Source organism: Neisseria sp. HMSC064E01 (genome assembly GCF_001808875.1).
GTDB lineage: Bacteria > Pseudomonadota > Gammaproteobacteria > Burkholderiales > Neisseriaceae > Neisseria > Neisseria sicca_A.
Genome location: NZ_KV794963.1, coordinates 27642 through 40918 on the forward strand (window position 1 = coordinate 27642; position 13277 = coordinate 40918).

The window sequence follows — 13277 nt, forward strand, 5'->3', positions numbered from 1 at the left end:
GTGGGAGAGGGTTAGGGAGAGGGCAGTAAGCCGCAGGCTTACATCAAAGCCGATAACACTTCCGTTACAACCCCGCCCACTGAAAGCAGCCTGCAACGAAGTCAAAACGACAAACCGCATCGCAAACCACCTAACCCATAGGAGAACCCCATGCAAAACGAAACCATCAACCTGAAACAACACCTTGCCGCCATCAAAGAATACTGGCAGCCCGAAATCATCAACCGCCACGGATTCCAATTCCGCCTGGTCAAACTTTTGGGCGATTACGGCTGGCATACGCACGGATACAGCGACAAAGTGCTGTTTGCCGTGGAGGGCGACATGGCGGTGGACTTCGCCGACGGCGGCAGCATGACGATACGCGAAGGCGAGATGGCGGTCGTGCCGAAGTCGGTTTCGCACCGCCCGCGTTCGGAAAACGGCTGCTCGGTGGTGCTGATTGAGCTGCCCGACCCGTCCGAGGCCGCCTGAAAACGAAGTTTCCGAAGGAAGCTGAGTTTCTGCGAAGCTAAAACGAAGTTTCCGAAGGAAGTCGAGTTTCTGCGAAGCTAAAAGCAGCCTGCACCTTCAATCAATATGTCGAAAGCACAACCCCACCGCACACCAACACGCAAAGGAAATCCCATGACACGCTTCAAATACTCCCTGCTGTTTGCCGCCCTGCTGCCCGTGTACGCGCAGGCCGATGTTTCTGTTTCAGACGACCCCAAACCGCAGGAAAGCACCGAATTGCCCACCATCACCGTTACCGCCGACCGCACCGCGAGTTCCAACGACGGCTACACCGTTTCCGGCACGCACACCCCGCTCGGACTGCCCATGACCCTGCGCGAAATCCCGCAGAGCGTCAGCGTCATCACATCGCAACAAATGCGCGACCAAAACATCAAAACGCTCGACCGCGCCCTGTTGCAGGCGACCGGCACCAGCCGCCAGATTTACGGCTCCGACCGCGCGGGCTACAACTACCTGTTCGCGCGCGGCAGCCGCATCGCCAACTACCAAATCAACGGCATCCCCGTTGCCGACGCGCTGGCCGATACGGGCAATGCCAACACCGCCGCCTATGAACGCGTGGAAGTCGTGCGCGGCGTGGCAGGGCTGCTGGACGGCACGGGCGAGCCTTCCGCCACCGTCAATCTGGTACGCAAACGCCCGACCCGCAATCCCTTGTTTGAAGTCCGCGCCGAAGCGGGCAACCGCAAACATTTCGGGCTGGGCGCGGACGTATCGGGCAGCCTGAACGCCGAAGGCACGCTGCGCGGCCGCCTGGTTTCCACCTTCGGACGCGGCGACTCGTGGCGGCAGCGCGAACGCAGCCGCGATGCCGAACTCTACGGCATTTTGGAATACGACATCGCACCGCAAACCCGCGTCCACGCAGGCATGGACTACCAGAAGGCGAAAGAAACCGCCGATGCGCCGCTCAGCTACGCCGTGTACGACAGCCAAGGTTATGCCACCGCCTTCGGTCCGAAAGACAACCCCGCCACAAATTGGTCGAACAGCCGCCACCGTGCGCTCAACCTCTTCGCCGGCATCGAACACCGCTTCAACCAAGACTGGAAACTCAAAGCCGAATACGACTACAACCGCAGCCGCTTCCGCCAGCCCTACGGCGTGGCAGGCGTGCTTTCCATCGACCACAGCACCGCCGCCACCGACCTGATTCCCGGCTATTGGCACGCCGACCCGCGCACCCACAGCGCCAGCGTGTCATTGACCGGCAAATACCGCCTGTTTGGCCGCGAACACGATTTAATCGCGGGTATCAACGGCTACAAATACGCCAGCAACAAATACGGCGAACGCAGCATCATTCCCAACGCCATCCCCAACGCCTACGAATTTTCCCGCACGGGTGCTTACCCGCAGCCATCATCGTTTGCCCAAACCATCCCGCAATACGGCACCAGACGGCAAATCGGCGGCTATCTCGCCACCCGTTTCCGCGCCGCCGACAAGCTTTCGCTGATTTTGGGCGGACGATACACCCGTTACCGCACCGGCGGCAGCTACGACAGCCACACCGGCGGCACGCCCACCATCCGCGCCAACCGTTTCACCCCCTACACAGGCATCGTGTTCGACCTGACCGACAACCTGTCGCTTTACGGCTCGTACAGCAGCCTGTTCGTCCCACAATCGCAAAAAGACGAACACGGCAGCTACCTGAAACCCGTAACCGGCAACAATCTGGAAGCCGGCATCAAAGGCGAATGGCTTGAAGGCCGTCTGAACGCATCCGCCGCCGTGTACCGCGCCCGTAAAAACAACCTCGCCACCGCAGCAGGACGCGACCCGAGCGGCAACACCTACTACCGCGCCGCCAACCAAGCCAAAACCCACGGCTGGGAAATCGAAGTCGGCGGCCGCATCACGCCCGAATGGCAGATACAGGCAGGCTACAGCCAAAGCAAAACCCGCGACCAAGACGGCAGCCGCCTGAACCCCGACAGCGTGCCCGAACGCAGCTTCAAACTCTTCACCGCCTACCACTTCGCCCCCGAAGCCCCCAGCGGCTGGACCATAGGCGCAGGCGTGCGCTGGCAGAGCGAAACCCACACCGACCCTGCCACGCTCCGCATCCCCAATCCCGCCGCCAAAGCCCGCGCCGCCGCCAACAGCCGCCAAAAAGCCTACGCCGTCGCCGACATCATGGCGCGTTACCGCTTCAATCCGCGCGCCGAACTGTCGCTGAACGTGGACAACCTGTTCAACAAACACTACCGCACCCAGCCTGACCGCCACAGTTACGGCGCACTGCGGACAGTGAACGCGGCGTTTACCTATCGGTTTAAATAGGGTCGTCTGAAACGGAGTTTCCGAAGGAAGTCGAGTTTCTGCGAAGCTAGAATGCAGCTTCTGAAAGTACAGCTTCAACAAGAGTTAAAAATTGCCTGAACCTTAAAGGCAGCCTGCAACCCAATCCCCTCTCCCCGTGGGAGAGGGCAGTAAGCCGTAGGCTTGCATCAAAGCCGATAACGCTTTCACAAAGCCTGTGCACTGGAAACTGAAAGGTCGTCTGAAAACGGAGCTTCTGAAGGAAGTAGAGTTTCTGCGAAGCTAAAACCGAAGCTGCAAAAAATCGAAAAGCAGCCTGCACGTTGAAAATACCGCCCAAGCAAACCTTTGGTTTGCCGCCCTCTCCCTAGCCCTCTCCCACGGGGAGAGGGGACTGGGTTGCAGGCCGCTTTTAGGGTTCAGGCAAATTTTCACTTCGTTGAAGCTCCGTTTTCAGACGACCTTTTGAAGCACCACAGGCACACGCATCGATCGGCAGAATCAAAGATTCAGACCGATGGCAGTCCGCACTCGAGCTTATGCGGCAAACAGCGAGGCTGCGGCAACCCGTCCCTTCTCCCCGTGGGAGAGGGTTAGGGAGAGGGCAGTAAGCCACAGGCTTGCATTCAGAACGAAACGAAAACCGCCATACGGAGTCTAATCAAACCGGTTACGAAAACAAATGACGCGGCCATATTCCGCTTTCAGACGACCCAAACCGACCGAAACATATAGTGGATTAAAATAAAAATGAGACAAGACAGCAACGCCCGCTGTGTACAGCTAGAGTACATAAGGGCGTTGGCAACGCCGTATCATTGCGATTTTAGTCCGCCATAAATTTTGTCTGCAACCAAAGGAAAACCATCATGAAAAACATCAAAACCCAACTTTTCGCCGTCCTCCTCGGTCTCTCCGCCGCAGCCGCGCCCGCCGCCGAAACCGCCCAAGGCACGGGCAAAGTCTTTGAAGGCGCCAACTACACCGTCATCCGCGAAACCCTGCCCAAAGGCAAGGAAATCCCCCGCCACAACCACCCCGGCCACACCTTGCTGGTTACCCAAACTAAAGGCAGCTCGGTATTTTTGTTTGACGGCGGCAAAAGGCAGGAATTGCGGCCGGGCAGCGTCCTGAAGGCGGACGGCAGCGAATATGTCGCCATCAAAATAACCGACGACAGCGAATTGGTGATTGTGCTGGTGAAGGACGCAGAGAACGGTCGGAACGGAAAATGACATCCGTAAAAGCCGGGGTGGGTGGCAAAAAATACTAACCGTCTGACGACAAACAAAAACAAATTCCCGCTTGTAGGTTAAAATCAGGCTATGCTAATATGCACAACAACAGGTTTTTCCAGAATAATCTGTGTTAGAATGCAGACTTAGATGGAAAACTCTATCCGAACTCGGTACAATACCGACGAATTTATTTCTCTTAAACAACCCGCCGCAAGGCAAAAGGAACGACTGATATGTCAAACATCGAACAACAAGTTAAGAAAATTGTTGCTGAACAACTGGGCGTAAACGAAGCCGAAGTCAAAAACGAATCTTCCTTCCAAGACGACCTGGGTGCAGATTCTTTGGACACCGTAGAATTGGTTATGGCTTTGGAAGAAGCTTTCGGTTGCGAAATCCCCGATGAAGAAGCCGAAAAAATCACTACCGTACAACTGGCTATCGACTACATCAACGCCCACAACGGCTAATCGGCCGCACCAAACATTCCCAGCCTCTGCTGCGTTAGCGCAATAGAGGCTGTTACCTTATATATATGGGGCAAAATCCGTTATAATAGCCGCCCGGAATCCGATTCCGAACCGCTATTATCATTTTCAGACGGCATCTTGCCGCATCCCACCGAAAACCAACAGCGAGATTATCATGAGTCAGAGAAGAGTAGTCATCACAGGCCTCGGCCAAGTATCACCGGTCGGCAACGACGTCGCCACCGCATGGAGCAACCTGCTCGCAGGCAAAAGCGGCATCGGCCGGATTACCCGCTTTGACGCATCCGACATCAACAGCCAAATCGCCGGCGAAGTGCGCGACTTCGACATCGGTCAATACATCAGCGCGAAAGAAGCCCGCCGCATGGACGTGTTCATCCACTACGGCATCGCCGCCGCGCTGCAAGCCATTGACGATGCCGGTTTGGACGCATTGGAAAGCCTCGACAAAGACCGTGTCGGCGTGAATATCGGTTCCGGTATCGGCGGTCTGCCCAGCATCGAAGCCACCGGTAAAGCCGTTATCGAAGGCGGCGCGCGCAAAATCAATCCTTTCTTCATTCCCGGTTCGCTGATTAACCTGATTGCGGGTCACGTTACCATCCTCAAAGGCTACCGCGGCCCCAGCTACGGCATGGTTTCCGCCTGTACCACCGGCGCACACTCCATCGGCGACTCCGCCCGACTGATTAAATACGGCGACGCCGACGTGATGATTGCAGGCGGTGCCGAAGGCGCGATCAGCACTTTGGGCGTCGGCGGCTTCGCTGCCATGAAAGCCCTTTCCACCCGCAACGACGATCCCGCCACAGCTTCCCGTCCGTGGGACAAAGGCCGCGACGGTTTCGTTATCGGCGAAGGCGCGGGCGTGCTGGTGTTGGAAGAATTGGAACACGCCAAAAAACGCGGTGCGAAAATCTACGCCGAAATCGTCGGCTTCGGCATGAGTTCCGATGCCTACCACATCACCGCGCCGAACGAAGAAGGCCCTGCGTTGGCGGTTACCCGCGCGCTGAAAGATGCCGGACTGAATCCCGAAGACGTCGATTACGTCAACGCACACGGCACGTCCACCCCGCTGGGCGATGCCAACGAAACCAAAGCGCTCAAACGCGCGCTGGGCGACCATGCACGCAAAGTTATCGTCAACTCCACCAAATCTATGACCGGCCACTTACTCGGTGCGGCAGGCGGCGTGGAAGCGTTGTACAGCGTGTTGGCGGTACACGAGCAAAAATCCCCGCCGACCATCAACATCTTCGAACAAGACATAGAAGCGGGCTGTGATTTGGACTACTGCGCCAACGAAGCGCGCGACGCGAAAATCGACGTTGCCATCTCCAATTCCTTCGGCTTCGGCGGTACCAACGGTACGCTGGTGTTCAAACGGTTCAATGACTGATTAAAGCGGTTTGAAACAAGACAAAAGGTCGTCTGAAAACCTGAAACAAGGGTTTTCAGACGACCTTTTTTATAGTGGATTAACTTTAAACCAGTACGGCGTTGCCTCGCCTTAGCTCAAAGAGAACGATTCTCTAAGGTGCTTAAAGCACCAAGTGAATCGGTTCCGTACTATCTGTACTATCTGCGGCTTCGTCGCCTTGTCCTGATTTAAATTTAATCCACTATAACATGTTAAACGTTGGTCTACATTGAAAAAGCCGAATTTCGCATCATGCAAAATCCGGCTTGAAAGGTGGTTGAAAAGGCTTTTATCGATATCTGATTTTCGTCTTACGCCTGATAATCGATACCCAACTGTTTCAACAGATATTCGAATGTTTCCGGCGTATCGAAGTGGAGGACGATTTTGCCTTTTTTGTGATTGGTGGTTTTGACTTCCGCGTTAACGCCCAGTCTTTCGGTCAATACGTCGTTCAGACGACGTATGTCGGGGCTGATGGTTTTTTTGATTTCCTGTTTTGCCTGATGGGCGGCTTGGCTGCGGCGTTCGACTTCGCGTACCGACCAACCGTTTTTCACAGCCTTTTGCGCCAATTCGAGCTGCTCGACCACAGGCAGGGTCAGCAGGGCGCGGGCGTGTCCCATCTCAAGATGGCGGTGGTAGAGCATTTCTTGGACAGGCTCGGGCAGGCTCAACAGGCGCAGGCTGTTGGAAATGGCGCTGCGGCTTTTGCCGACCGCCTTGGCGATGGTTTCGTGAGTCAGCCCGAATTCGTCGGCAAGGCGTTTCAAACCTTGCGCTTCTTCAATCGGGTTTAAGTTTTCGCGTTGCAGGTTTTCAATCAAACCCATTGCCAGCGCGGTTTCGTCGCTGATGGTTTTGATGACGACCGGAATTTCGGTCAGCCCGGCGAGCTGGGATGCGCGCCAGCGGCGTTCGCCGGCAATCAGTTCGTATTGGGAAAGGCCGTGTTCGCGCACGATAACCGGTTGGATAACGCCTTGCGCTTTAATCGAATCCGCCAGCTCCTGCAAGGCTTCGTCGTCCATCTGTACCCGCGCCTGATAGCGGCCGGGTTGGATGTCGTTGATGGCGACGGTAGTCAGGCGGTCGCTGCTGCTGTTGTCCACGCCGTTGGAAATCAGGGAATCTAAACCGCGGCCCAAACCGCCTTTTGCTTTTGCCATATCGTGTCCCTTTCAGACGACCCTAAGAATGAAAAAACAGTATTCTATCGGATATTCACAAGCGCCGACAATTTGTATTGCTGTGTTATTCCAAGTGGCGATTTTTACTATAATGAACCCCCTCGGTTATTTTTCAGACGACCCACAGAAAGATTATTTATGACCCGACGCCTGATTATCGGCATCAGCGGTGCCAGCGGTTTCCAATATGGAGTCAAAGCCTTACAGCTTTTGCGCGCACACGACGTCGAAACGCATTTGGTGGTTTCCAAAGGTGCGGAAATGACACGCGCTTTGGAAACGGGCTACACAAAAGAAGAAGTCTATGCGCTCGCCGATGTCGTGTATTCCGTCAACCACGTCGGCGAACGCATTGCCAGCGGCTCGTTTAAAACGGACGGGATGTTGATTGCGCCTTGCTCCATGCGGACGCTGGCATCCGTCGCACACGGATTCGGCGACAATCTTTTGACCCGCGCTGCCGATGTGGTTTTGAAAGAACGCCGGCGGTTGGTGCTGATGGTGCGTGAAGCGCCGTTAAACCTTGCCCATATTGAAAACATGCGCCGAGTGACCGAAATGGGCGGCATTATTTTCCCGCCCATCCCCGCCATGTATCAGCAGCCGCAAACCGTTGACGACATCATTACCCACAGCGTGGCACATGCTTTGGATATGTTCGGCATCGAAACCGAAGGCGTGCCCAGATGGAACGGCGGACAAACCGAAGCAGACTGAAGACGATGCAGTTTGATAACGGAACTTTGCCGCCCCGAAAGCTCGCTGCAAACGTGCTAAGCTGCTGAATTTTCCAGCAGAATCAGGTATAATGGCGGTCTATTTCCGTCCGTCGGACAGCTTGACCGTCTGGGTGGCGCGCCCAACTGTCGTTCAGACGACCTCAGCAGAAATTCTTTTAAAAAAATCTTACAGATAAAGACCATGACTGACCAAAAACACGAAGAATACGGCGCCGACAGCATACAAGTGCTGGAAGGCTTGGAAGCGGTACGCAAACGCCCCGGTATGTATATCGGCGACACGCAGGACGGTAGCGGCCTGCACCACATGGTGTTCGAAGTATTGGACAATGCCATCGACGAAGCCCTCGCCGGCCATTGCGACAAAATCACCGTAACCATCCATGCCGACAATTCCGTCAGTGTGGCCGACAACGGGCGCGGCATGCCCACCGGCATCCACCCGAAAGAAGGACGCTCTGCCGCCGAAGTCATCATGACCGTATTGCACGCGGGCGGCAAGTTCGACAACAACAGCTACAAAATCTCCGGCGGTCTGCACGGCGTGGGCGTGTCCGTCGTCAACGCGCTGTCCGACTGGGTAACGCTGACCATCTACCGCGACGGCAAAGAACACTTCGTCCGCTTCGTGCGCGGCGAAACCGAAGAGCCGTTAAGAGTGGTCGGCGATTCCGATAAAAAAGGCACGACTGTGCGCTTCCTCGCCAGCGCGGAAACCTTTGGCAACGTCGAATACAGCTTCGACATCCTCGCCAAACGCATCCGCGAACTTTCCTTCCTGAACAACGGCGTGGACATCGAATTGACCGACGAACGCGACGGCAAACACGAAAGCTTCGCCCTTTCCGGCGGCGTGGCTGGGTTCGTGCAATACATGAACCGCAAAAAAACGCCGTTGCACGAAAAAATCTTCTACGCGTTCGGCGAGAAAGACGGCATGAGCGTCGAGTGCGCAATGCAGTGGAACGACAGCTATCAGGAAAGCGTGCAGTGCTTCACCAACAACATCCCGCAGCGCGACGGCGGTACGCACTTGACTGCATTGCGCCAAGTGATGACGCGCACCATCAACAGCTACATCGAAGCCAACGAAGTCGCCAAAAAAGCCAAAGTTGAAACCGCAGGCGACGATATGCGCGAAGGTTTGACCTGCGTGTTGTCCGTCAAACTGCCCGACCCCAAATTCTCGTCGCAAACCAAAGACAAACTGGTTTCCAGCGAAATCGGCCCCGTCGTCAACGAAGTCATTAACCAAGCCTTGACCGACTTCCTTGAAGAAAATCCGAACGAAGCCAAAATCATCACCAGCAAAATCGTCGATGCCGCCCGCGCGCGCGAAGCCGCCCGCAAAGCCCGCGAAATCACCCGCCGCAAAGGCGTGATGGACGGCTTGGGACTGCCCGGCAAACTCGCCGACTGCCAAGAAAAAGACCCTGCCTTGTCAGAACTTTATCTGGTCGAGGGCGATTCTGCAGGCGGTTCTGCCAAACAAGGCCGCGACCGCAAATTCCAAGCCATTTTGCCGCTCAAAGGCAAAATCCTGAACGTTGAAAAAGCCCGTTTTGAAAAAATGCTTGCCAGCCAAGAGGTCGCCACCCTGATTACCGCGCTGGGCGCAGGCATCGGCAAAGAAGAGTTCAACCCCGAAAAACTGCGTTACCACCGCATCATCATCATGACCGATGCCGACGTGGACGGCGCGCACATCCGCACCCTGCTCCTGACCTTCTTCTACCGCCAAATGCCCGAACTGGTCGAACGCGGCTACATCTACATCGCCCAGCCGCCGCTCTACAAAGCCAAATACGGCAAGCAAGAGCGTTACCTCAAAGACGAACTTGAAAAAGACCAATGGCTGCTCGGTCTTGCCTTGGAAAAAGCCAAAATCGTTTCAGACGGCCGCACCATCGAAGGCGCAGAACTTGCCGACACCGCCAAACAATTCCTGTTGGCGAAAACCGTCATCGAACAGGAAAGCCGCTTCGTGGACGAACTCGTCCTACGCGCCATGCTGCACGCGTCGCCCATCGATTTGACGTCGTCTGAAAACGCCGATAAAGCCGTTGCCGAACTTTCCGGTCTGCTCGACGAAAAAGAAGTCGCCCTCGAACGCATCGAAGGGCACGAAGGCAACCGCTTCATCAAAATCACCCGCAAGCTGCACGGCAACGTCATGGTCAGCTACATCGAACCCAAGTTCCTCAACAGCAAAGCCTACCAAACCCTCACTCAAACCGCCGCTGCGCTTAAAGGCTTAGTCGGCGAGGGCGCCAAGCTCTACAAAGGCGAGAACGAGTACGATGTGGACAGCTTTGAAACCGCGCTGAACATCCTGCTCCAAAACGCCCAAAAAGGCATGTCCATCCAGCGATACAAAGGTTTGGGCGAGATGAACCCCGAACAGCTCTGGGAAACCACGATGGATCCCGCAGTACGCCGTCTGTTGAAAGTGCGCATCGAAGACGCCATCGCCGCCGACGAAGTATTCGTTACCCTGATGGGCGACGAAGTCGAACCGCGCCGCGCCTTCATCGAAAACAACGCCCTGATTGCGCAAAACATTGACGCTTGATAGGAGCTGAAACATGAAAAGGTCGTCTGAAAATGGGAATTTCCGGTTTTCAGACGACCTTTTTGATTGGCGGGAACGTTGCGGCGTGATACTGCGAAAATGCTCGAAATATTCGTCCAGTCAGTCCGGTAAGCCGACGAAAACGCTGCCTATACCTTTGGGTAGCAAATTGCTGCCAATCGGAAAATTTATCTGCATTTTTTTCAAACCATAGGCATATTAATATGCAAACATGGGTTTGATTATTGCAAACCTCCTCCTTTGGTCATGCCGGAGCGTATAGTGTCTCGGCTGTCCGCATTTTTTAACCCATTTTGTATGGAAACCTATAATGAAAAGCAACCGTCTTGCCTGCGCTGTTTTGGCAGCCTTGTTATCTATTCAAACCTTACCTGCGTATGCCGCCAAACCGGATACTGCTTCTGCCGTCGAGGCATCTGCGCCAAATTCGAAAAACGCTTCAACTGCTTCAGAGGAAGAGATTGCCAAACAGATGGTCGTCGGCCCGGCAGTCATCGATTTGGATAATCAGGCAAAGTTGAAATTGCCCGCCAAAATGGTCTTTATTAAAAAAGATGCCGCCAACAGCTTGATGGAAGAATGGGGTAATGGCACAAATCCCGACCGCTACGGGCTGATTATTCCGGAGCAAAAAAATAAAGACAGCGCAGCCCCTTGGTGGGTCGATTTGAATTTCAATGATTCCGGTTACATCAAAGACGATGATGCCAAAGAATGGGATGTCGAAGGCATGCTCAAGCAGCTGAAAGAAGGTTCTGAGGAGCAAAACAAAGAACGTGCCGCCCGCAACCTGCCTGAATTGGAAACGCGCGGCTGGGTGGAAAAACCGCAATATGATGCGGCTACCCATCGCCTGATTTGGTCGATTGACGTTTGGGAGAAAAACAAACCCGACCAAAATCCTGCCATCAACTACAACACTTACCAGCTCGGCCGCGAAGGTTTTATCGAACTGACTATGGTCACCGATTTGAACAGCGTAGACCAATACAAACCTATCGCACGGGAATTATTGGGCAATATCGAATTCAACGAAGGCAAGCGTTACAGCGATTTCAATGCCGCGACCGACAAAGTGGCGGAATACGGATTGGCTGCCTTAGTCGGCGGATTGGCTGCGAAAAAACTGGGCTTGCTGGCTCTTGCAGGCGCATTGCTCGCCAAATTCGGCAAATTGATTGCTGTCGGCGTGATTGGGGCTGGCGCGCTGTTTAAAGGCTTATGGCGCAAAAAAGATAAAAATCAAAGCGAAGAATAAGTTTCTGCGAAACTAAAAAAGGTCGTCTGAAAATTTTCAGACGACCTTTTCAACGTTTTAAGAACGTATCCGTTTCAACACTTCTTCCTTGCCGATTAATGCCAACACGGCATCGACGCTGGGCGTTTTCGCCGTGCCGCAGACGGCGAGGCGCAGGGGCATGCCGAGTTTGCCCATTTTGATGCCTTCTTCGTCGCAGAAGGGTTTGAACAGGTCGTGGATGGCTTCGGCGTTCCAGTCTTCCAGCCCTTCGAGGCGTTCGGCGAAGCGCAGCATACGGGCGGCGGCTTCGTCGTCCCAATGTTTCTGTACGTCCGCTTCGGCAGGTGTTTGTTTGACATAGAAGTAGAGGCACTCGTCGGCGAGCGTGTTCAGGTCTTGGGCGCGGTCTTTGACCAGTGCCAACACGTCTTCCAACGCGGGTTTTGCCGTGTCATAAATGTCACGCAGGGCAAGGCGGGGTTTAACAAGTTCGGCGAGTTTTTCGTTGGGCGTGATTTTGATGTGTTCGCCGTTAATCCAGTAGAGCTTTTTCAAGTCCATGCGGCTTGGAGACGGGGAAACGTCTTTCAAATCAAACCATTCGATGAATTGTTCCATCGTAAAGAACTCGTCGTCGCCGTGTGCCCAGCCCAAACGCGCCAGATAGTTGAGCATGGCTTCGGGCAGGATGCCCATCGCGCCGAAATCGGTGATGGCGACGGTATCGCCGCTGCGTTTGGAGATTTTTTTGCCTTGTTCGTTGAGAATCATGGGCAGGTGGCCGTATTCGGGCAGGTTCGCGCCGATGGCTTTTAAGATATTGATTTGTTTCGGGGTATTGTTCACATGGTCGTCGCCGCGGATAACGTGGGTAACGCCCATGTCGTAGTCGTCCACCACGACGCAGAAGTTGTAGGTCGGCGTGCCGTCGGCGCGGGCGATAATCAGGTCGTCGAGTGCTTCGTTGGGAATGGAGATTTCGCCTTTGACCAAATCCGTCCACTTGGTAACGCCGTCTAAAGGCGTTTTGAAACGGACGACGGGTTGAACGTCGGCAGGGATTTCGGGCAGGGTTTTGCCTGCTTCGGGGCGCCAGCGGCGGTCGTAAGTCGCCGTGCCTTCTTTTTCGGCTTTCTCGCGCATGGCCTCCAGCTCTTCTTTGCTGCAATAGCAGTAGTAGGCGGCGCCTTTTTCCAAGAGTTCGGCGATGACTTCTTTATAGCGGTCGAAACGGCGGGTTTGGTACACGACGTTGTCGGCGTTGTCGTAATCGAGACCGACCCATTTCATGCCGTCAAGGATGATGTTGACGGATTCGGCGGTGGAACGCGCCAAGTCGGTGTCTTCGATACGCAATAGGAACTTGCCTTTGTGATGGCGGGCAAACGCCCATGAAAACAAGGCGGTGCGCACGCCGCCGATGTGCAGGTAGCCGGTGGGGCTGGGGGCGAAACGGGTTTTGACGGTCATGATGGCTCCAAAGTCTTTGAAAACAGGTATTTTACTTTTTCGGCAAGGTTTAAACAATGTAAGGCCGTCTGAAAATAATGTCGGCGCAGAAGGACCGTCTGGGAA

General features: G+C 54.8%; 10 protein-coding genes. 8 read left to right on the plus strand and 2 right to left on the minus strand.

Translation table 11 applies throughout. The annotated features are described in order from the left end of the window. Window positions 1–150: 150 nt before the first annotated feature. From HMPREF2572_RS10475 to fabF, 5 genes are all read left to right on the plus strand, one after another. On the plus strand, window positions 151–474 hold the full coding sequence (locus tag HMPREF2572_RS10475) for a cupin domain-containing protein (RefSeq protein WP_039407021.1): 324 nt from the start codon (window positions 151–153) through the stop codon (window positions 472–474). A 153-nt stretch (window positions 475–627) separates the two neighbouring features. Further along, window positions 628–2808 carry a TonB-dependent iron piracy receptor TdfF gene (gene tdfF / locus HMPREF2572_RS10480; protein ID WP_070498419.1) on the plus strand — a complete coding sequence of 727 codons (2181 nt, stop codon included), beginning with the start codon at window positions 628–630 and terminating at the stop codon, window positions 2806–2808. Between the two features lie 848 nt (window positions 2809–3656). Beyond that, the gene (locus HMPREF2572_RS10490; protein WP_070498423.1) at window positions 3657–4022 is read left to right on the plus strand and encodes a cupin domain-containing protein; all 366 of its coding nucleotides are present in this window, start codon (window positions 3657–3659) and stop codon (window positions 4020–4022) included. 236 nt (window positions 4023–4258) lie between these two features. Further along, the gene (gene acpP, locus HMPREF2572_RS10495) at window positions 4259–4495 is read left to right on the plus strand and encodes an acyl carrier protein (RefSeq protein WP_003742600.1); all 237 of its coding nucleotides are present in this window, start codon (window positions 4259–4261) and stop codon (window positions 4493–4495) included. A gap of 175 nt (window positions 4496–4670) precedes the next feature. Further along, the gene (gene fabF, locus HMPREF2572_RS10500; RefSeq protein ID WP_070498425.1) at window positions 4671–5918 is read left to right on the plus strand and encodes a beta-ketoacyl-ACP synthase II; all 1248 of its coding nucleotides are present in this window, start codon (window positions 4671–4673) and stop codon (window positions 5916–5918) included. Window positions 5919–6250: 332 nt separating this feature from the next. Here fabF and HMPREF2572_RS10505 read toward each other — a convergent pair whose 3' ends face one another. Further along, complete coding sequence (locus HMPREF2572_RS10505) at window positions 6251–7108, minus strand: ParB/RepB/Spo0J family partition protein (RefSeq protein ID WP_003775951.1); 858 nt, start codon at window positions 7106–7108, stop codon at window positions 6251–6253. Between the two features lie 159 nt (window positions 7109–7267). On the opposite strand from HMPREF2572_RS10505, the gene HMPREF2572_RS10510 reads away from it, so the two are divergent. The 3 genes from HMPREF2572_RS10510 to HMPREF2572_RS10520 all read left to right on the plus strand — a co-directional run bounded on the left by HMPREF2572_RS10510 (window position 7268) and on the right by HMPREF2572_RS10520 (window position 11720). Beyond that, window positions 7268–7846 (plus strand): UbiX family flavin prenyltransferase, encoded by a 579-nt coding sequence (locus tag HMPREF2572_RS10510; protein WP_070498427.1) that lies wholly within the window; start codon window positions 7268–7270, stop codon window positions 7844–7846. A 204-nt stretch (window positions 7847–8050) separates the two neighbouring features. Continuing rightward, window positions 8051–10441 carry a DNA topoisomerase (ATP-hydrolyzing) subunit B gene (gene gyrB, locus HMPREF2572_RS10515; RefSeq protein ID WP_070498429.1) on the plus strand — a complete coding sequence of 797 codons (2391 nt, stop codon included), beginning with the start codon at window positions 8051–8053 and terminating at the stop codon, window positions 10439–10441. A gap of 328 nt (window positions 10442–10769) precedes the next feature. Next, window positions 10770–11720: a DUF2167 domain-containing protein gene (locus HMPREF2572_RS10520; RefSeq protein ID WP_070498431.1), complete on the plus strand. Its 951-nt coding sequence runs from the start codon at window positions 10770–10772 to the stop codon at window positions 11718–11720. A gap of 57 nt (window positions 11721–11777) precedes the next feature. On the opposite strand, the gene gltX is transcribed toward HMPREF2572_RS10520, so the two are convergent. Further along, window positions 11778–13172, minus strand: coding sequence for a glutamate--tRNA ligase (gene gltX, locus HMPREF2572_RS10525; protein WP_070498433.1), 1395 nt, complete (start codon window positions 13170–13172; stop codon window positions 11778–11780). Window positions 13173–13277 lie beyond the last annotated feature (105 nt).

What these genes read in the sequence shown, in the direction of transcription:
- fabF (WP_070498425.1), top strand. Translation starts at nt 4,671, where the DNA reads ATGAGTCAGAGAAGAGTAGTCATCACAGGCCTCGGCCAAGTATCACCG.
- HMPREF2572_RS10510 (WP_070498427.1), top strand. Translation starts at nt 7,268, where the DNA reads ATGACCCGACGCCTGATTATCGGCATCAGCGGTGCCAGCGGTTTCCAA.
- HMPREF2572_RS10490 (WP_070498423.1), top strand. Translation starts at nt 3,657, where the DNA reads ATGAAAAACATCAAAACCCAACTTTTCGCCGTCCTCCTCGGTCTCTCC.
- HMPREF2572_RS10505 (WP_003775951.1), bottom strand. Translation starts at nt 7,108, where the DNA reads ATGGCAAAAGCAAAAGGCGGTTTGGGCCGCGGTTTAGATTCCCTGATT.
- gyrB (WP_070498429.1), top strand. Translation starts at nt 8,051, where the DNA reads ATGACTGACCAAAAACACGAAGAATACGGCGCCGACAGCATACAAGTG.
- acpP (WP_003742600.1), top strand. Translation starts at nt 4,259, where the DNA reads ATGTCAAACATCGAACAACAAGTTAAGAAAATTGTTGCTGAACAACTG.
- HMPREF2572_RS10475 (WP_039407021.1), top strand. Translation starts at nt 151, where the DNA reads ATGCAAAACGAAACCATCAACCTGAAACAACACCTTGCCGCCATCAAA.
- gltX (WP_070498433.1), bottom strand. Translation starts at nt 13,172, where the DNA reads ATGACCGTCAAAACCCGTTTCGCCCCCAGCCCCACCGGCTACCTGCAC.
- tdfF (WP_070498419.1), top strand. Translation starts at nt 628, where the DNA reads ATGACACGCTTCAAATACTCCCTGCTGTTTGCCGCCCTGCTGCCCGTG.